At 42.4% G+C, this 17,366-nt stretch carries 25 protein-coding genes; 23 read left to right on the top strand and 2 right to left on the bottom strand.

Features of this window, described 5'->3' with window-relative positions; all coding sequences use genetic code 11:
* The first annotated feature begins 8 nt into the window (after positions 1 to 8).
* The 3 genes from VZF35_RS03275 (at position 9) to VZF35_RS03265 (ending at position 1,245) form a co-directional block, all read left to right on the top strand.
* Positions 9 to 530, top strand: coding sequence for a sigma factor-like helix-turn-helix DNA-binding protein (locus VZF35_RS03275; RefSeq protein WP_407310959.1), 522 nt, complete (start codon positions 9 to 11; stop codon positions 528 to 530).
* Positions 531 to 775: 245 nt separating this feature from the next.
* The gene (locus VZF35_RS03270; protein WP_407310957.1) at positions 776 to 904 is read left to right on the top strand and encodes a hypothetical protein; all 129 of its coding nucleotides are present in this window, start codon (positions 776 to 778) and stop codon (positions 902 to 904) included.
* Positions 905 to 1,101: 197 nt separating this feature from the next.
* Positions 1,102 to 1,245, top strand: a complete 144-nt coding sequence (locus VZF35_RS03265; RefSeq protein ID WP_407310955.1) for a hypothetical protein — start codon at positions 1,102 to 1,104, stop codon at positions 1,243 to 1,245.
* 23 nt (positions 1,246 to 1,268) lie between these two features.
* Here VZF35_RS03265 and VZF35_RS03260 read toward each other — a convergent pair whose 3' ends face one another.
* The gene (locus VZF35_RS03260) at positions 1,269 to 1,691 is read right to left on the bottom strand and encodes a type II toxin-antitoxin system HicB family antitoxin (RefSeq protein ID WP_407310953.1); all 423 of its coding nucleotides are present in this window, start codon (positions 1,689 to 1,691) and stop codon (positions 1,269 to 1,271) included.
* Between the two features lie 51 nt (positions 1,692 to 1,742).
* The gene (locus VZF35_RS03255; protein WP_407314895.1) at positions 1,743 to 2,198 is read right to left on the bottom strand and encodes a type II toxin-antitoxin system HicA family toxin; all 456 of its coding nucleotides are present in this window, start codon (positions 2,196 to 2,198) and stop codon (positions 1,743 to 1,745) included.
* A 20-nt stretch (positions 2,199 to 2,218) separates the two neighbouring features.
* Here VZF35_RS03255 and VZF35_RS03250 point away from each other — a divergent pair, with 20 nt between their 5' ends.
* The 20 genes from VZF35_RS03250 to VZF35_RS03155 all read left to right on the top strand — a co-directional run bounded on the left by VZF35_RS03250 (position 2,219) and on the right by VZF35_RS03155 (position 17,361).
* On the top strand, positions 2,219 to 2,398 hold the full coding sequence (locus VZF35_RS03250) for an HNH endonuclease (protein ID WP_407314424.1): 180 nt from the start codon (positions 2,219 to 2,221) through the stop codon (positions 2,396 to 2,398).
* Positions 2,399 to 2,523: 125 nt separating this feature from the next.
* A complete protein-coding gene (locus VZF35_RS03245; protein WP_407310951.1) occupies positions 2,524 to 3,105 on the top strand; it encodes a hypothetical protein in 582 nt (193 codons plus the stop codon).
* Positions 3,086 to 4,867 (top strand): terminase large subunit, encoded by a 1,782-nt coding sequence (locus tag VZF35_RS03240; protein ID WP_407310949.1) that lies wholly within the window; start codon positions 3,086 to 3,088, stop codon positions 4,865 to 4,867. The genes VZF35_RS03245 and VZF35_RS03240 overlap by 20 nt, the downstream gene beginning before the upstream one ends.
* Before the next feature lie 14 nt (positions 4,868 to 4,881).
* Complete coding sequence (locus tag VZF35_RS03235) at positions 4,882 to 5,070, top strand: Lar family restriction alleviation protein (protein WP_407310947.1); 189 nt, start codon at positions 4,882 to 4,884, stop codon at positions 5,068 to 5,070.
* A complete protein-coding gene (locus VZF35_RS03230; protein WP_407310945.1) occupies positions 5,067 to 5,270 on the top strand; it encodes a hypothetical protein in 204 nt (67 codons plus the stop codon). The genes VZF35_RS03235 and VZF35_RS03230 overlap by 4 nt, the downstream gene beginning before the upstream one ends.
* A 5-nt stretch (positions 5,271 to 5,275) precedes the next feature.
* The gene (locus VZF35_RS03225; protein WP_407310942.1) at positions 5,276 to 5,524 is read left to right on the top strand and encodes a hypothetical protein; all 249 of its coding nucleotides are present in this window, start codon (positions 5,276 to 5,278) and stop codon (positions 5,522 to 5,524) included.
* 6 nt (positions 5,525 to 5,530) lie between these two features.
* Positions 5,531 to 6,805, top strand: coding sequence for a phage portal protein (locus VZF35_RS03220; RefSeq protein WP_407310940.1), 1,275 nt, complete (start codon positions 5,531 to 5,533; stop codon positions 6,803 to 6,805).
* Positions 6,774 to 7,700 carry a hypothetical protein gene (locus VZF35_RS03215; RefSeq protein ID WP_407310938.1) on the top strand — a complete coding sequence of 309 codons (927 nt, stop codon included), beginning with the start codon at positions 6,774 to 6,776 and terminating at the stop codon, positions 7,698 to 7,700. The genes VZF35_RS03220 and VZF35_RS03215 overlap by 32 nt, the downstream gene beginning before the upstream one ends.
* Positions 7,701 to 8,966, top strand: coding sequence for a phage major capsid protein (locus VZF35_RS03210; protein ID WP_407310936.1), 1,266 nt, complete (start codon positions 7,701 to 7,703; stop codon positions 8,964 to 8,966).
* Positions 8,967 to 8,982: 16 nt separating this feature from the next.
* On the top strand, positions 8,983 to 9,495 hold the full coding sequence (locus VZF35_RS03205) for a hypothetical protein (RefSeq protein ID WP_407310934.1): 513 nt from the start codon (positions 8,983 to 8,985) through the stop codon (positions 9,493 to 9,495).
* Positions 9,496 to 9,518: 23 nt separating this feature from the next.
* On the top strand, positions 9,519 to 9,833 hold the full coding sequence (locus VZF35_RS03200; RefSeq protein ID WP_407310932.1) for a phage head closure protein: 315 nt from the start codon (positions 9,519 to 9,521) through the stop codon (positions 9,831 to 9,833).
* Positions 9,826 to 10,242, top strand: coding sequence for a hypothetical protein (locus tag VZF35_RS03195; protein WP_407310930.1), 417 nt, complete (start codon positions 9,826 to 9,828; stop codon positions 10,240 to 10,242). Before VZF35_RS03200 ends, VZF35_RS03195 begins: the two co-directional genes overlap by 8 nt.
* Positions 10,239 to 10,688, top strand: coding sequence for a DUF6838 family protein (locus VZF35_RS03190; RefSeq protein WP_407310928.1), 450 nt, complete (start codon positions 10,239 to 10,241; stop codon positions 10,686 to 10,688). Before VZF35_RS03195 ends, VZF35_RS03190 begins: the two co-directional genes overlap by 4 nt.
* Positions 10,675 to 11,742 (top strand): phage tail sheath subtilisin-like domain-containing protein, encoded by a 1,068-nt coding sequence (locus VZF35_RS03185; protein WP_407310926.1) that lies wholly within the window; start codon positions 10,675 to 10,677, stop codon positions 11,740 to 11,742. The genes VZF35_RS03190 and VZF35_RS03185 overlap by 14 nt, the downstream gene beginning before the upstream one ends.
* 11 nt (positions 11,743 to 11,753) lie before the next feature.
* Positions 11,754 to 12,182 carry a phage tail tube protein gene (locus tag VZF35_RS03180; protein WP_407310924.1) on the top strand — a complete coding sequence of 143 codons (429 nt, stop codon included), beginning with the start codon at positions 11,754 to 11,756 and terminating at the stop codon, positions 12,180 to 12,182.
* Between the two features lie 157 nt (positions 12,183 to 12,339).
* Positions 12,340 to 12,753, top strand: a complete 414-nt coding sequence (locus VZF35_RS03175) for a phage tail assembly chaperone (RefSeq protein WP_407310922.1) — start codon at positions 12,340 to 12,342, stop codon at positions 12,751 to 12,753.
* Between the two features lie 219 nt (positions 12,754 to 12,972).
* On the top strand, positions 12,973 to 13,245 hold the full coding sequence (locus VZF35_RS03170; RefSeq protein WP_407310920.1) for a hypothetical protein: 273 nt from the start codon (positions 12,973 to 12,975) through the stop codon (positions 13,243 to 13,245).
* 77 nt (positions 13,246 to 13,322) lie between these two features.
* Positions 13,323 to 15,956, top strand: coding sequence for a phage tail tape measure protein (locus VZF35_RS03165; RefSeq protein ID WP_407310918.1), 2,634 nt, complete (start codon positions 13,323 to 13,325; stop codon positions 15,954 to 15,956).
* 11 nt (positions 15,957 to 15,967) lie between these two features.
* The gene (locus VZF35_RS03160; RefSeq protein ID WP_407310916.1) at positions 15,968 to 16,372 is read left to right on the top strand and encodes a hypothetical protein; all 405 of its coding nucleotides are present in this window, start codon (positions 15,968 to 15,970) and stop codon (positions 16,370 to 16,372) included.
* A gap of 167 nt (positions 16,373 to 16,539) precedes the next feature.
* The gene (locus VZF35_RS03155; protein ID WP_407310914.1) at positions 16,540 to 17,361 is read left to right on the top strand and encodes a terminase; all 822 of its coding nucleotides are present in this window, start codon (positions 16,540 to 16,542) and stop codon (positions 17,359 to 17,361) included.
* Positions 17,362 to 17,366: the final 5 nt, after the last annotated feature.

Below are 17,366 nucleotides of genomic sequence, written 5' to 3'. Positions count from 1 at the left end.
TGGCAATCATGAAAAAACTAATTAAAGAGTATAAAATTACTCTTCGACGAGTTAACAGAGCAAAAGAAAATGCCACCAATAACGAGGATAAATCACTACTTGCGAGCTGCGCAGATAGTTTGAGCTTTTCGATTAAATACATGGAAATGGGTAAACATCCCGATAATAGGCGAGCGATCACAAGACGAAGCAGTGTACAAAGAGAAATACCTATGGACCCAAGAAATTTAGATTTTGTCCGAGCCTTAGCGTTGCAAAATCATCCTTCTGAGATTAGTGAAAAAATGATGAGAGCGATTAATGATCTTGGGATTGTCCTTAAGGCCATGACAATTAAGGAACAGGAAGCTTATATGTTAGTACGAGCAAATGGGTATTCATTTGGAGCAGCTGCAGAGATCATAGGCATCCAAAAAGGTACAGTACAAACATTAGTCAAAAGGGCAGAGGAAAAGATTAGTGATATGGTAGAGGATCTAACGGACCATGGAATTGATTTCAGGAAGAATATTCAACTTGAAATGTTCTGATTTTGTCATACGATTGCCACCTATATATAGGAGTGTCTCTTTCAAATCGGAGTCTTCGGACTCCTCTTTTTTGAGTAAAACCGTTAGACATGGCTAAGAACAAGCTGTTTAAGTGCCTAATGGGTATTTGATCTATTTGTCACAAAAGGTTGAAGGGTTAGCGAACAAGCTTAAAATAAGCCTTTTGAGGTATAGATAAGGATGCGTCTAACGAAGGGAATAGGTGGTAAATTTAATAAACCCTTGTGGCGTGCGGAAAAAATCAAGGCCTCCTTGAAAAGGACAGCCTTGATCTCTCAGAAGGATTTATTATTTTTCGCTTGTTAGCTTTGGTGGAAAATGCTTTTTATGAAGCATTCTCCATTGACCTTTAAACCATTTTGCTCAAAACAATGATAATGAGCAAAAGAACCATAAAGGCTACCAAAGCTTCCAAACGTCTCACCTCTTGTAATTATTTTGTCACATATTACTGTATTCTAAGAAATATCAATTTGTGATTTCCGCAATTGAAATTTTCCATTTGACTCAAGTGATTTGCTCCTTTCTTTTGCGGTTTGAGGAGGGTGACATGGCCAAGAGAACGAGAATTGAGCCAATCCTTTTCCAATGTCCAAGATGTAAAAAGAAATACTTCTCTTATATGGAAAAGGCGTGTTGTCCTGAGTGTACAAAGGAACAAGAAGAGAGAGCAAAAAAAGAAGCAGCCGAATAGACTGCTGAATTATTATATTTTGTTTATGGATTTTTTTCTATTGCCTTAATACCAAGGGCTTCCTTGATTGACGATTGAAGAAGCTGTGAAAAATTTAGGCCCGCTTCTTCACCGGCATCACGTAACCATTTAGGTAAAGTACAGTTCTTAGTTACAGCCTTGCTTGCGGCTTCATTACGAAACGGCGGCATGTAAACTTCCACAAATATAATTCGGTCATTCGCATCGAATAAGGTGATATTTTCAGGTTCAGAAGGAACGGGTAAAGGTTGGCCTTGTTCCTCTTTATCTAACACGAGATCCACAAGCATTTCTTTTGCTTTTCGAATACCGTCGGCGATATCAATACTCAAAATAGCGGTTCCAGGGAAATCGGGGAAATACATGCCAAGGCCTCCGTCTTCGGCTTTTTCAACAACTATCGGATATATTAAATGATTAGACACCTGCGTATCAACTCCTTTGAATTTTTATATTTATCTGATTTACATCAGGGGCTAGAACTTAACCCCTGATGTTTTTTCTATACTGTTTAGTGTTCCTTTCGGGATTACCTGACCACTATGGTGATAGGCTATGTCAGCGTATCTTGTAGGGTCGGTTTTATGTGTGTATCGTTGGTGGCTTGTGCTATTACCGTGGCTTGGGGATTTAACAAATTCTTCGTCTTTTAGCCTTTGTAGAACTTTTCTCACTGTTATTTGCTTCCCCAATTCCTTGACCTCCTTTCTGATATAATTATAACACGCATAAATAACGCGTGTCAAGTGTTTTAAGGAAAAATATGCGCGTGTTTTATGCGCGCTATCATAAGAGGGAGAAAGGTATGCCATTAAAACCAAAAAGCTTATGTAATCATGCTGGTTGCCAAAGGTTAGCAGGGAGTAACGGTTATTGCGAGAGGCATAAATCTCCACAAAAGAATAAAGCAATTCATAATCTTTACGATGCAAACTGGCGAAGAGAAAGCAAAGTGTTCCTCTCTGCTCATCCTTGGTGTGAGGATTGCCTTGAACATGGAAACTATGAAGCAGCAACCGAAGTTCACCATTCAATCCCTCATAGAGGAGATAAAAGAATCTTTTGGGATAAGAGCCAATGGAGAGCGTTAAGCAAACGTTGTCACTCTAAGCGGACAGCGAGGGGAGAATAGTATCCCCCACCCTAAAAATGTTTTAAGCAATGTTGCTGTAGACCGATGCCCCCTCGTTTGTGCGAAAAATTCCCAATGGACGAATTTCGGGTATTAGGCAAAATTCAAAATTGGAGGTGATCATTTTGCCGGCAGCGATTGAAGCAGATTTCTCAAAAAAACATTTGACCAAAGCTGAAAAAGAAAAGAAGGAGAAGGAGAAGGCCAGCGTGACACCTTCCGTGAAATTGAAGGTGCCTGACAAGATTAAGAACAATGTCCAATTCTATAACGAGTGGAAGAATGTACTCAAATTTTATAAGGGCACTCAGCTCCTCAATGCCCTGGATGCGGACATGCTTGCCCGCTATTGCATCGAAAAATGTAGCATGGAAGGCATGTATGAGCTTAGAGATAGACAGCGTAACGTCACCGCCTTACTCGACGAAAGCATAGATAAGCTGTCCGAGATTGTCAAAGACAGATCCATAAAAGATGAAATCGGGCAAGCAAATTTTAGCAGAATATTAGATATCATCGCCATCGGAATGGATCGCTTCGGTGTTGATACTATGCTTAAGATCGAGACTCGTATTGAAGCCAAAACTAAAATGCTTAATCAAATGGCTCTTGCTCTTTATATGACACCGCGGGCCAGAGCGGGAGCGGTGCCAAATCAACCGGACAAAGAAGCAAAGGATGATCCGAATGCCGACATGTTCGACTAAAATACATCCAGCGGAACGTTATGCCCGAGAGGTCGTTGCGGGACTGAAGGTGTGTTGTGAATGGGAGATTAAAGCATGTCAACGGTACTTAAAGGATCTTGCACGGCAGGGCGCGGACGGTTTTCCCTATGTCTTTGATGAAAGCCGTGCTCAGAGGATTATCGACTGGTTTGAAAAGTGCTGTCGGCATCCGCGCGGAGTACTCAGTGGGAAGCTTATCAAATTAAACGGTTCGCAAATTTTTGACCTGTCTAATATCTTTGGGTGGGTCCACAAAGATACTGGGCGTCGCCGTTTTAAAAAAGCATATGACGAAGAAGCTCGCGGTAATGCAAAATCAGTCAAGCTCTCAGGCGTTGGACTTTATGGGATGTGTGCCGACTGTGTTTATCCCCCAGGACATCCGGAGTTGCGTGAGTATGAGCTCATGCCGGAGATTGATTGTGTTGCTGTTGACAAAAACCAGGCAAGAAAGGTCTGGGACGCAGCTGTCGTAATGGGTAAGGCCAGCCCAGACATTAAAAAGCGCTTAAAGTTTTTAAGGAGTAAGATCGAGCATAAAACGCGCGCGGGTGAAATGGTTCCTTTTTCGAAGGACACCGATAATAAGAATGGCGCCGCCCCATGTATTTTTATCATCGACGAATATCATGAACATAAGACTTCCGCAATGTATCAAGTCGGTGAATCGTCTATGGGAAAACGGTCCCAATGCTTAATGTACATTATTACCACCGCCGGCAACAATGCCGAAAACAGTCCCTGCAAAAAGGAGCATGATATTTGTTGTAAAATCCTCAATGGCGAAATTGTGCAGGAGGATTATTTTTGTATGATTCGCTGCCTTGACAAAGGCGACGATCCGCACGATTTTAATAACTTACCAAAAGCAAACCCCATACTGCACGAAATGACTGACTACAGTGAGATTCTTTTGCAGGAGATTATTTCTGAACATGACTTAGCTTATGGATCAGGAGATCCGGCCAAGATTCGTGAATGGTTGATAAAACGCTGCGATCTATGGCAGGAAGGCAGCAACGATAAATATATGGACGGCTTAATGGACAAGTGGCATGAAGCCGAAGTTTCCCCAGATGAATTTGCAGAACTAACAAGAGGCCTCTCTTGCCTTAATGGTGATGATCTTTCAAAAAGGACTGACCTAACTGGTCAGGCTTTTTTATTTAAACTACATGATGGTCGTTATGCGCTTAAAGCGCACGGTTTTATTCCTGAATCTGGTGTTATTAGGCACGAACATTCTGACAGGGTACCATATCGATATTATGCAAAACAAGGTTGGTGCACTATTACCGAAGGGGATGTTATAGACTATGACAACCTTATTGATCATGCACAGGATGAAGAATTTACAAACGGATACAAAATCATTGAGTGGGACATTGATGCTGCGCTTGCTACTCAGTTAGAAAATAATCTACAAAAGCAGGGATATACCGTCGTTGAAATCCGGCAGAATATCACGACGCTTTCCGAACCAACAAAGTTATTTCGAGAAATGACCATTCAAGGTAAATTAATTCACGAGAAAAATGAACTGCTTGATTGGTGTGTTTCTAATGCATATCAATATACTGACGCTAACGAAAATATCAGATTGTCAAAGAAAAACAAGGACGATTCTCAACGGATTGACTTGCTGGCGGCAGCCATAAACACCATGGCTCGGTTATCAGAGCTTGATGATGTTGTACAAGATATCAGCGATAAAATTCTAAATGAGGATTTTGGATTTTAAGGGAGGAATAATTTATGGAAAACTTAAAGCCATGCCCTTTTTGCGGAGGAAAAGCAGAAATCAGAACGTATCATAGGCATGACGAAGATGAATATTCTGTATGGTGCACAAGTTGCTACAAAAACAAGCTGATATCCTTGAACACCTTTTCGTATCCGAATAAAGAAGATGCCATTGCCACATGGAATCGGAGAGTAATATGAAACATTTAATCCCATTTCTCGATGATATCCTCGTTTTCCTTGGTCTTATCTCATTTATCATCGCCTCATATCTTGTTAATGCAGTTTTAGGGACTTACGTTCTTGGAATCGCTTTTTTTATTGCGGCTTTTATGACGGGGATAGCCTTAAGAAGCCCAGCAATGAATCAATTCTTTGATAGATTTCAAAAGAAAAGGTGATACAAATGATTGATAAAAAGTCATGGCAAGAATTTCGAGCAAGCGGTCTTCTTTGGTGGATAAACATGATTCTTCATACATTTGGGTGGGAAATCGTTGTAAACATCAAAGAGGATGGAACGATTTCCGAAGTTTATCCTGCACGAGTTAAATTCAGGGGCTTTGATGAGAAGAGCAATACTGAAGGATACGCAAGAATCTCTGAATATCTCAAAGAGAATGCGGATTTACTCGTCATTGAAAGTAAGGAGTGATGCCACTTGATTGTATCTTCTCTCCTGGCGCGAATGCCTCCCGGCCTTTCTCCAATCTATCAATACGGTGATATATGGGGTGGGTGGAGTTCATCCGCTGGAAAGACTGTCACCGTTGAAACGGCAAAGAATGTAGCTACTGCTTATCGGTGCGTCAATGTACTCTCGGATGATGTTGCCAAGATCCCTTTATACACCTACAACCAGCCAAAACGGTTTCAGATTGACCGGATTATGCCGGATAGCAAAACGCAAAACATTGCTTGGCTTCTTGAAGTTAGACCGAATCGATACCTAACGCCGTTTATTTTCAAAAAAATAATCATGGAATGGCTCATTGGATGGGGAAACGCCTTCATATGGGCTCCCCCAGCGTTCGGAGGATTCCGCCGGGAAATGTTTGTTCTCCGCGGAGATAGTACGCTCCCATATTACGATGATTCCGGGAACTTATGGTACCGAACCGTTTTTAATAATGGAGAGATTACTTATCTCCCGGATGTAGAAGTCCTCCCACTGATGATTAACAGTCTTGACGGAATATACGGACGTTCTGTTATTGAGTTTGCCAGGGAAAGTATTGGTAGACAATTGGGAGCCTATGAAACTCAGGGTAAAATGTACAAGCAGGGTCTAAATCCTGCCGGCATCCTCTGGGCAAACGGAGAACTAAATCCTGAAGCCCGTGATGTCATGCGTTCAGAGTTTGAAAAGAAGATGGCAGGAAGTCAAAATGCTTACCGATTGGCGGTAATGGATTCTAAAGTCCAAAAATTTGAACCAATTACTATGAAGCCTATCGACCTTCAATTCCTTCAGGGCATTCAGGCGACTGATGTGGAAATTTGCAATTTCTTTGGAGTGCCACTTAACAAGGTTAACATGGGTAAACAATCTTATAACTCCAACGAGCAAAACAACTTGGATTACCTTGGCGGGACCCTTGATCCTTACTTAGTCCAAATTGAGCAAGGAGCCCGGGTGAAATGGCTGCCGGAAGATCAGCAGGATACATCATATTTTAAGTTTTACCGGAAAGCCTTGCTGCAGATTGACGCGACGGCCCGAGCTGATGTGAATCAGAAGAATATTGGTTGGGGCGTTACTAATCAAAATGAAGCCAGAGAAGATGAAGATTTGAGCGGATATCCCGAAGGTCAAAAGTTCTGGATGTCACGCAATTACTCACCAGTTGATAATCCATTCTTCTCGCAATCTCAAGTTCCGCCACAACCATCAAGCCGAGGGGGTGATCAAAACGAAGACCAAAACAAAACCTAAGCAGGAGAGCAAAGCGGGAACACTCAAAGCTGTCGGCGATGCGCAACAAGCAGACCTTGATCTAATCAATCAATATACTCGGATTCCACTCACAGCCGATCAAGTATATACCCTTAAGCTTCATCTCTGCGACAATGAAATGGACCGTCAATATGAACAATTCACGCCGAACGCTCTAAATCAGCTGTCGGCGCTTTTTATTGGCAAGACGGTCATCTTTAATCACAGTTGGAATGCAAAAGACCAGACGGCTCGTATTTACAGCACACAGGTTGAAACAGTTCAAGGTCAAACGACAGAAGATGGTCAACCGTATATGCGGCTTATTGCAATGGCATACATGCTTAATCGTCCCTCGAATGAGGAAATTATAGCTTCGCTTGATGGCGGAATTCTCAAAGAGGGGAGTGTAGCGTTCAGTAACGATACCGACACATGTTCGATCTGTGGGAATGAATATTACTCCTCAAGCTGCCCTCACTGGCGAGGTCAGACCTATACCGAAAACGGTGTGGAAAAAACTTGCCGTGTCATCCTCGACGATGCAACAGACGCTTATGAGTTTTCCCTTGTCGCCGTTCCAGCACAGCGCTCCGCAGGAGTTACAAAAGGCCTGAAAGATGGGCGCACTTTATCCGCAGAGACGATCAAAAAGCTATCAGCTGCTCGTAAGCTTCGCGACAAGGCAATGGAATGTGTACAACAGGCCCGCGCCATTGAAGACGAGCTTGTGGGTGAATGGCCGGATGATGATGGCCCAATGGGTGAACCCGAGAATGATCCGCCCACAGATACGCCAGGAGATCCGGACGAAATACCACCTTCCGATGAAGAACCGGACGAAGTAAAGGCCTTCAAGGCCCAAATTAAATTTATAACTGGAGGAGAGATATAAATGGCTAACATTGATTTAAAGAAGTTTTATGACGCTGCGGTGGCAGCGAATAGCGCCAAAACAGCAAAGGCGGTAGAAATCCAGAAATTGTTCGACGCTAACGAAACCGAAAAAGGCCTTGCCATGAAGTCTGACCTGGATAAGCTTACCAAGGCAGCTAAAGATGCTGAGGAAATGTATATCTCCATGCGTGATGCTGCGGCAGGAAATGATCCTGCTAAGAGTTTCGTTCCTGCTGTGGATCGCCAAAAAGCGAATGATATGAAAGATGCCGGGATCCTTAAATCCAATGATTATGTCAATGCTTTTTTCAAGGCCCTTTCCGCCAACATTACGCCGAAAGATTTTAGGAAGTCTGGAACTCCTGCAGATATGGAAATTTTAATGAAAGCGCTTACCGAGACAGGTGGAACGCCGGCAGGCGCAGACGGAGGATTTTTATTGCCGGCTGATTTTAACAACCTGATTATCGAAAGGCAACGTCAATTCCTGGATCTTTCCCAGTACGTAAACGTGGAAAATGTCCAGGCGTTCAGCGGCTGGAGAGCTGTTGAAAAAACCGTGGCCCAACAACCCTTTACAACCTTTGATCAGAATACGCCGGTCCCTGCCGCCGAACAACCGGCCTTTGTGCGCGTGGATTACCAAGTTAAAGATTATGGTGGATTCTTGCCGGTCTCCAATGATCTTTTAACGGATACACCGGCAAACCTTATGGCCTATTTATCGAAGTGGTTTGGGCGCAAGGTTGTTTTAACGAATAATGCCTTGATTCTCGCCATTCTCAATGTCTTGACTGCTATTCCGGCCGATACAACGGCACCGAAAACAGCCTTGGATACCGTAAAGCATGTGATAAATGTGGTCTTGGATCCGGATATCTCCGTTAATGCCACCGTCTTTTGCAATCAAGACGGCTTTGATTTCCTCGACAGCATCAAAGACACACAAGGGCGCTATATCATGCAGCCGGATCCGACCAACGATACGAAGTATATGATTAAAGGACGTTCTGTGGCCTTGCTGGCCAATCGCCTGCTACCATCCACAACCGTAGGGGATTCCAAAACACATAGCCGGATCATTATCGGGGATGCCTCGGCAGCCATTACACTGTTCAGCCGTGCCGGTTTAGAAATGGTTTCGACAACCGTGGGCGGTAATGCTTGGTATAACAACAACACTGAAATCCGGGGAATTATGCGTGCTGACTGCAAGGAAATTGATGATGGAGCTGTCGCTTCAATTGACGCCATCGTTGATTAGAAAGGAGGGATGACCTGTGGCTAATATATTAACAACGGATGAAGCATCCCGCGTTGTAATGGTTGACCCGACCGATGAAAAACTTGCGGATATATTACCACAGGTCGATGCCTATATCCGAGAAGCCACGGGATGGGACTGGGTATCAGATGATCCCATCAGGCCAGAAGCAAAAGCAGCGGCTAGGTTACATCTGGCGCTCATATACGATCTTGGTGTTATGCAGCCATCGCAGATTAATATACTTAGGTCTGGACTGATCAGCTCCCTTTCCCAGCTTGAAACAATAGCGGTTGGGCTGCAAGCCGTTCAAAATGTAAATAAGGCCATGTATTCTGAGGATATGAAGGTATACCTTGAATCCGGGATGCTTGGCTTGAATCTCCTTAATTACAACCGGTTGAGCCACGCCAGCAAATACAGCGTAATTGAGAATATCTTAACAAATCGTCCGAGCCAAGGATATACCAACATGGATGATATTCAGGCCGCCCTTGATACTGCCGTGAAAGTGGTGATGCCTTCTTGATGTTTTATTTCAATCCGGGAGAATTGCGAAATAAAATTAATATCCTCACATGGGGAGATGGTGAAAATGAAGCTGGGGATACCATTTTAGTCCCCAGCATTTATAAAACTGTTTATGCGTCCATAAAACCAATACGCGGCAAAGATTCTTTTGAAGCCAAAAAGTATCAGGCTCAGCTAACCCATAAAATTACAATTCGTTATTTATCAGGGTTAACCCCGGATATGCAGATACAATACCAAGATCGGATCTTTCTGATCGACGACATTATTAATATCATGGAGAGAAATGTATTTCTTGAGATCATGGCTCTTGAGAGGGTGGCTAAGAATGGCTGATGACTTCGAAATAAAATTTCAAGGACTCGAGGACCTTCAGACTAAATTAGATCAAGTGAGAGCCAAATATCCTTTTAAAGAAGAGGAAATTCTTCTTAAATTAGGAAAAATGCTGAAAACAAGTTCTCAAAATAGGACCCCGATCGGCAAAAATAAGAAACACCTTAAGAGCCAGTATAAGCTTTCTAAGGTGAACTACGATAAAGACGGTTCGAATATTACCATGACAAACACAAGTCCTCTTTTTCATCTTGTGGAAAAAGGACATAGAATGGTTGGCAAAAATGGTCAGGAAATTGGGTTTGTGCCAGGTAAGCACATGGTGGAAACGGCTATGATGGAGTTAGAGCAAACTATGCCCGCTGAAGTGGAGAGCTGGCTTGATAGCGTTCTAGGTGATTTACAATGATTACACTGATAGATATTAAGTCGGCCATCAATGCCGCCATAGCCCCCGTCGGTTTAAAGACTTATGGAAACGAGGTCAAGGAAGGATTTTCTCGGCCTTGTTTTTTTGTCAACATAACTCCTGTTACGAGCGATATCTTCAAGAAAGATACCAGCGAAAATTCTTTAATGGTTGAGATTGTTTACTTTTCCACAAACAGAACCGATCTGGAAAACTTGCAAATGTATGACACTTTGAAAGGTGTCCTGACGCCAATACTCGTTATTGGGACCAAAAAGAAATTGGTGAAAAACTTCCGGGCAGAAGTTATCGACGAAACAGACCACATCTATTCCGTTAAGTTTGACCTTAACTTTTATGATGAGATCGAAGATACTACTCCGGAAGCAGACCCCATGGAAACACTAAACTTAAATCTAGGAGGTCAAGAATATGGGATTACCTAACATAGAAGTAGTCTTTAAGGCTCTGGCTTCAAGCGCTGTATCAAGGGGATCACAAGGCATTGTGGCCCTTGTATTAAAGGATTCCGTTCATGCCGGACCCAATGTTTATACAGATCCTAAGGCAATTCCCCAAGACTACTCTACTTATAATCTTAATCAAATAAATCTTGCTTTCATTGGTGGAGATCAAGCGCCAGTAAGCTTAATTGTTTATGTGCTTCCCACGACAGCAACCGATTATTCAGCCGCAACATCGTATCTAGAAACAGTTATCTGGGACTATGGAGCCATACCAGAGATCGATACGGCAGACGCCTTAGTTGTTGCAACCTGGATTAAAGCCTTACGCGATTCCAAGGATATCAAATCAAAAATGGTACTTCCAAATACTGCAGGAGACCATGAAGGAATCATCAATTTTGGAACAGATGACATCATTGTGGCTTCTGGGACGGTTAACGCAACGGATTACTGCAGCAGGATAGCGGGTATTCTGGCCGGGAATCCCCTCACCATGAGCGCAACATTCCAAGTGTTGCCTGAAGTTAAGGATGTTCCTCATTTGACTAGTACTCAATTCGACACGAATATTAATGCTGGTCAGCTTTTGCTTATAAACGATGGTGAGAAAGTGAAAATTGCACGAGCAGTTAATAGCCTTGTAACGCTTACGGCGACCAAAACCGCAGATTGGCAAAAGTGCAAAATTGTAGACATAATGGATCTTCAGCATGACGATATCAAGAGGACGTTTGGCGACAATTATGTCGGAAAGGTCCCGAATGACTATGACCATAAGTGCTTACTCATTACCGCTATTAACACTTATTTGGGAGGTCTAGAAAACCAAATGCTTTTAGAGATAGGCAAAAACAGTGTTGGGATCGATGTGGCAGCTCAAACGTCGTATCTCCAGAGTAAGGGGATAGACACAAGCGGGATGAAAGAGCTAGATATCAAAAAGGCAAATACTGGTTCTTTTGTATTCCTAACAGGCACCGACAGACCTCTTGATGCCATGGAGGACTTAACCCTAAATCTATTTTTGAATTAAGGAGGTAAACCATGGATAATTATACGGCCGATCAAGTAGTTAATGGTACTTTCGGAGAAATGTGGTTTGATGGTAACTTTATGGCAGAAACTACGGCCCTCCAGGCCAAGGTTACCCTGACAAAAACAGCCGTAAATATATGCGGTAAGCTCGTGAGTGGTCAGAAGGTTACTGGTATGGAGCTAAAGGGAACTGTTAAGCTGAACAAAGTGACTTCGGCTATGATTAAGGCCAACAGTGATAATATCAAGGCTGGGAAAACTCCAGAACATACCATTGTCTCTAACCTGGAAGATCCACAAAGCTTAGGCGCTGAACGGATTGTGCTAATGGGAGTCATGTTTGACGAATTAACGCTTGTCGATTGGGAAGCTAAAAAGAACGGTGAAGAGAGTGTACCGTTTACTTTCATGGATTGGGATTTACTAGACGTAATTTAGTAGGTCCTTTTCTCTCTTTATGAGGAGAGTTTTACGCTATACTTAGAAATTCTTTATTTAAATAGCCCTTTATGTTTTGGATGCCCCTATTGGGGTGATTATCCTAATTGCGTTATATTTTCTGGTCATATTTCTTGATAAACAGGAGGAAATAAAGATGAACATAGTGGAAAAACTGTTAAAAATGGATGCTGGTAAAATCGAAATTCCATCGAAGGTTATCACGATTCAATCCAGGAAACTTAAACAACCTCTCGACTTTCCCTGCAAGGCTCTCGATCCTGAAAAATATGCAGAGATTCAGGAAGGGGCTTTAGAACTCCGCAAAGGTGATGTTAAAAAAATTAATATGTACAAAATGAAAACCTTAATTATTATCGAAGGTTGCCCTGAGGTATTCAAGAATGAAGAACTTCAGAAGCATTTCGGATCTCCTACGCCCAAGGAACTTATTAAGAGATTGCTGCTTAGCGGTGAGATCGATGATCTCTACAACGGGATTAATGAACTTTCCGGCTACGAGAAAGACGATGAGGATAAGGATAAGCAAGAGGAAGAAATAAAAAACTAATTAACGAAGATAGGAACGTGCAGACGGCCTATCTTCTTTTTCGCTTTAAAAACATGAGCCCTAAAGAGTACTACGATAAAAAGCCCGGTGAGAAGAAGATTCTCCGGGCTTTTATTCTTTATGAAATTGAACAAAGAAACAAGGAAAATTCTCAATAAATAAAGTAGTTGTAATTTACCCCAAAAACCATACAATGTATGGAAAAGGAGTGAATTACATATGGCGTTATTTAAGAGTAAAGATGAAAAAGAAAATGAAAAGTTAGAGAAACTAAATGAGAAAATGGCGAAATACGGATTGGAAAATTTGTCGTTAGAAGATAAGGAAAAAGTTAAATTGATTTTAATGGGTCTGATGGGAACGGGATTAATGGATTTTGGGATTGCACTTTCGGGAAAATCAGAAGATATAGCCAAGTTGAATTATTTAGGGGCTTTAGTTGAACAAAACTGGATAATCATAAAACTATTAAATGACATAAAAAATAAGTAAATTTAATATTCAATTAATACAAGGTGCCCGTTATTTAAACGGGTGCTTTTTATATTTTCTGAAATGCAGGGCAGGGGGTGATTCCAATAGCACGTGTCATTGATGCTGTAATTCAATTGCGTGACCAGTTCAGCGCGACATTAAAAAATGTAAACGGGAACCTTTCGCAGTTCCAGAGACAAGCTACTTACGCTGGAGCAAATATGATAAAAGTAGGCAAGGACATGGGAGCGGTAGGAAAGACATTAAGCATGACAGTTACTGCGCCTATTGTAGCCGCAGGGGCGGGACTGTTAAAACTCGCTGACGACTTTCAAGCTGCCCAAAATACCATAAGAACGACCACGGGGGCAACCGGTAAGACATTAGCTGGTTTGAATGATGATTTTAAGGCTGTTTACAGCCAAGTCAGTGCAAGTATGGCTGACACTAGTCAAGTAGTAGCGCAATTGAACTCCAGGACAGGATTGGCAGGAAAGCCATTAGAAGATCTATCAACTCAAATGCTGAAACTAGCTAAGATTACAGGCTCGGATATCAATACGCTCATTCCAGCAACAACTAGGATGTTTCAAGATGCTGGAATTGCCCAAGCTGATTACTCAAAGGCCTTGGATTACACATTTAAGGTTCACGAACAGACGGGAATATCCGTAGATAGATTGCAAGAACTTATGACTCAGTTCGGAGGACCGCTAAGACAAATGGGATTCGACTGGCAGACGAGCGGAGCAATGCTGGGTAAATTCGAAAAAGAGGGCGTTAATACTGAGTTGGTCGTTGGATCATTGAGAATTGCGCTTGGGAAGATGGCAAAAGAGGGAATAAAAGACCCTTCTCAAGCTCTTCAAACCATGATTACGCAAATAAAAGCTGCAGGAAGTGCCGGGCAAGCTAATGCACTTGCGCTTAAGATGTTTGGGGCCAAAGCGGGACCAGACATGGCAGCGGCAATTCGAGAAGGCAGGATGGATTTAACTGGTTTACTTCAGACACTTAAAAATAGCCCAGATACAATAAGCAAAGCAGCGGCGGATGCGGCTACATGGGCGGGGAAATTGGCTAAAATGAGGCACGTAATTGAAGTAGCCTTTGGGCCGGTATCAGAAAAACTCAAAGGCTCGTTAGATAATTTGATGCCGTCTTTTCAAAAGCTAGTAGATACGGTAGCTGGCTTTGCTCAAAAGCTTGCAGATATGTCGCCAGCACAGCAGGAAATGATAATTAAGTTTGCTACTATGGCAGCTGTAGTGGGGCCAGTAATTTTTACCGTTGGAAAAGTAGTTACCAGCATTGGGAATGCAATCACACCTTTCACTAAGTTAGCTAAATCAATCTCTAATGCTGGTGGAATAATGGCGTACCTTGCTGGTCCTGGCGGAATAGTCATGCTAGTGATAGCGGCCCTAGTTGCCTTAGTCGCTATAGGCATATTAGTTTATACTCATTGGGATCAAATCAAGAAAAAGGCTAAGGAACTACATGATGAATTCATAAAGCTAAAGGATAAAGCGATTAATGAGGTCAAAAATACTTTCCAAAACTTAATGGATAAAGTCCAAGAAGTTAAGGATAAGCTTATTGATTTCAAGGACAAGGCGGTAGGGGTAGTCAAGCAGGAATTCGAAGATTTTACTCAATCATTAAAAGATCATCAAAAAGCAATAGAGAATACCGCAATTGTTCTTGGAACTATTTTCGGTCCGGCCTTAATAAAAACTGGCGTAAAAGCAGCCATTTCCGGCGGACAGATATTGGGTAATTTTATAGCGAATGTCATAAAAACTGGAACGGAATCGGTCATCGCCGCTGCTAAAATTACCGCAAACTTTATAGCATCTATGGCAAAAGCTGGGTTAGAAGCGGTGATAAATGCTGCAAAAATCACCGGATCTTTTATCGTCTCACTCATTAGGTCTGGTACTGAATCCGTCATAGCAGGTGCTAAAATTACGGTAAGCTTCATCGGCAGCTTAATTAAAGTGGCTGCTCAAGCAATTATTACTGGTGCGGTCATAACCATTAGCTTGATCGGCTCTTTAATAGCCTACGCAGCGCAAGGATGGACAACTGTCGCGGCAATATCGGCCCAAACCCTAGCCTGGTTAGCACAAAAAGGGATGATGTTAGTATCGGCTGCGGTAACCGGTATAATGACGGCGGCGCAATGGGCCTTAAATGCCGCAATGGACGCTAATCCAATTGGAGCGGTAATCTTATTAGTAATGGGCTTAATTGCTGCCGGGGTTCTTTTGTATCAGAATTGGGATACGGTTAAACAAACGCTAAGCGATGCTTGGGTAAATATCAAAAACTCATTTATTGATGGCGTTAATTACTGTATAGGCTTAATTGATGAATTCATCAATGGGCTAAACAAAATACCAGGAGTTAACATTCCGTTATTAGCAAAGATAAGTTTGGATGTTTCCAAAAACAGCACAGCCGAAGGCATGAGATCCGGAAGAAACGCTCTTGGTACAACCTATTGGAGTGGAGGTAGAACCCTTGTCGGAGAGCATGGTGCGGAGGAAATCGACCTACCCAAAGGAACCAAGATCAAGGACGCTCAATCAACTCGCAACTCCGGTGGTAGTATCACGGTCGCTAAATTAGCAGATACGATCATCGTCAGAGAAGACGCTGATATCGATAAGATTGCTAACGCATTAGTACTTAAGCTACACGCAGTTGCCATCAACACGGCGTAGGGGGGTTGGTGATGGAATTTTGGCTAATACAAAACAACGACAACCTTCGGCTTCCCGTCCCGCCTTCCAGTTATGCTATTAAGAAGGCCCTAAATAATACTTCCGTCATCGTTGAAGGCATAGGAGAAGTGAGCTTCATTGGCAAGCCTAAACTTGCTGAGATCCCGCCAATAACGTCCTTCTTTCCCAGCAAGTATTATAGTTTCTGTCAGTATAGTACGTTCCCGACACCAAAAGAGTGTACTGACTTGATCGAGAAATGGATGGCGAGTGGAAACCCGATTCGCTACCTTGTAACCGGAATAAGCCTAAATACGTTATGTTCAATTGAGGATTTTGAGTATGGCGAGCAGGATGGCACTGGGGATGTCTACTTCACGCTTACACTCAAGGAATACAAGGTTATACCCTCATGATTAAGGTATACAGCAATTACTTCGGGGGATCTACAGATATCACAAGGTTTTGTAAAACAGTAAAGTGGTCAGGTGACAAGTCGCAAGTCGCCCGAAAAATTGACGTTACCTTAGCTTATTCCATCTTTGACAAGAACCAACCTAACACCCAAATTTCCCCTGGCACGATGGTATGGCTTGTTGATGATGTTGAAGGCGAGATTTTCAGAGGAATAGTCTTTGTACGTTCGCTAAACTCAGATCAAGAATTACAATTCACGGCTTATGACTTTTTGATTTATTTTCTTAAATCTAAGGCCACCTACAACTTCACGAACATCACGCCCGAGGCCGCAACAATAAAGGTGTGCGAAGAAGTTGGTGTAAGCGTAGGACATCTAGAACAAACAGGTGTAAATATTAGCCTCCTAGCTTCCAACAAAACACTTTACGACATCATAATGCAGGCATACACCTACGCATCCTTCTCCACAAGCAAACAGTATTTCTTATTGATGAGTGGGATAAGCCTGAATTGTATTGAAAAGGGTAAAAATCTCATTGATTTCACACTCGACCCGAACGTCAACTTAATAAACTCTATTTATGATGATAACATCGAGCAGATGATAAACAAGGTCAAAATTTACAACGATAAAAAGGCATTTACCGGGCAGGTCGTAGAGAATACAGAATGGCAAAAGTATTATGGGATACTTCAAGACACCTATACAGTGAACAAGGATAAAAATACTCAGATAGAGGCATCCATCCTGCTGAAGGGCATGGAGCAGGAGGTAACGGCCACAGCAATAGGTAACGTGAAGGTCATAACGGGCACAGCAGTAAAAACAAATATATTTTATGTAAGTGTTCTTCAGAACGCCACATGGTTTATAGATGGTGATACACACACCTGGGAAATTGGCACAAATAAGTACACCATGCAGCTCAACCTAAAGAGCCAGAATATCATGGACATGAAGGAAGGTAAGGTTGACGGAGAGTAGGGTGG

The sequence above is a fragment of the Desulfosporosinus paludis genome (assembly GCF_045689965.1).
In the GTDB taxonomy this organism is placed as follows: domain Bacteria; phylum Bacillota; class Desulfitobacteriia; order Desulfitobacteriales; family Desulfitobacteriaceae; genus Desulfosporosinus; species Desulfosporosinus paludis.
This window is presented reverse-complemented; position numbering and strand designations above follow the sequence as displayed.

Excerpts from the sequence above, each read along its gene's own strand:
- VZF35_RS03185 (WP_407310926.1), top strand. The coding sequence starts at position 10,675 with ATGGGATTACCTAACATAGAAGTAGTCTTTAAGGCTCTGGCTTCAAGC.
- VZF35_RS03180 (WP_407310924.1), top strand. The coding sequence starts at position 11,754 with ATGGATAATTATACGGCCGATCAAGTAGTTAATGGTACTTTCGGAGAA.
- VZF35_RS03225 (WP_407310942.1), top strand. The coding sequence starts at position 5,276 with ATGATTGATAAAAAGTCATGGCAAGAATTTCGAGCAAGCGGTCTTCTT.
- VZF35_RS03175 (WP_407310922.1), top strand. The coding sequence starts at position 12,340 with ATGAACATAGTGGAAAAACTGTTAAAAATGGATGCTGGTAAAATCGAA.
- VZF35_RS03190 (WP_407310928.1), top strand. The coding sequence starts at position 10,239 with ATGATTACACTGATAGATATTAAGTCGGCCATCAATGCCGCCATAGCC.
- VZF35_RS03155 (WP_407310914.1), top strand. The coding sequence starts at position 16,540 with ATGGTATGGCTTGTTGATGATGTTGAAGGCGAGATTTTCAGAGGAATA.
- VZF35_RS03160 (WP_407310916.1), top strand. The coding sequence starts at position 15,968 with ATGGAATTTTGGCTAATACAAAACAACGACAACCTTCGGCTTCCCGTC.
- VZF35_RS03275 (WP_407310959.1), top strand. The coding sequence starts at position 9 with ATGAAAAAACTAATTAAAGAGTATAAAATTACTCTTCGACGAGTTAAC.
- VZF35_RS03235 (WP_407310947.1), top strand. The coding sequence starts at position 4,882 with ATGGAAAACTTAAAGCCATGCCCTTTTTGCGGAGGAAAAGCAGAAATC.
- VZF35_RS03195 (WP_407310930.1), top strand. The coding sequence starts at position 9,826 with ATGGCTGATGACTTCGAAATAAAATTTCAAGGACTCGAGGACCTTCAG.
- VZF35_RS03265 (WP_407310955.1), top strand. The coding sequence starts at position 1,102 with ATGGCCAAGAGAACGAGAATTGAGCCAATCCTTTTCCAATGTCCAAGA.
- VZF35_RS03170 (WP_407310920.1), top strand. The coding sequence starts at position 12,973 with ATGGCGTTATTTAAGAGTAAAGATGAAAAAGAAAATGAAAAGTTAGAG.
- VZF35_RS03210 (WP_407310936.1), top strand. The coding sequence starts at position 7,701 with ATGGCTAACATTGATTTAAAGAAGTTTTATGACGCTGCGGTGGCAGCG.
- VZF35_RS03230 (WP_407310945.1), top strand. The coding sequence starts at position 5,067 with ATGAAACATTTAATCCCATTTCTCGATGATATCCTCGTTTTCCTTGGT.
- VZF35_RS03240 (WP_407310949.1), top strand. The coding sequence starts at position 3,086 with ATGCCGACATGTTCGACTAAAATACATCCAGCGGAACGTTATGCCCGA.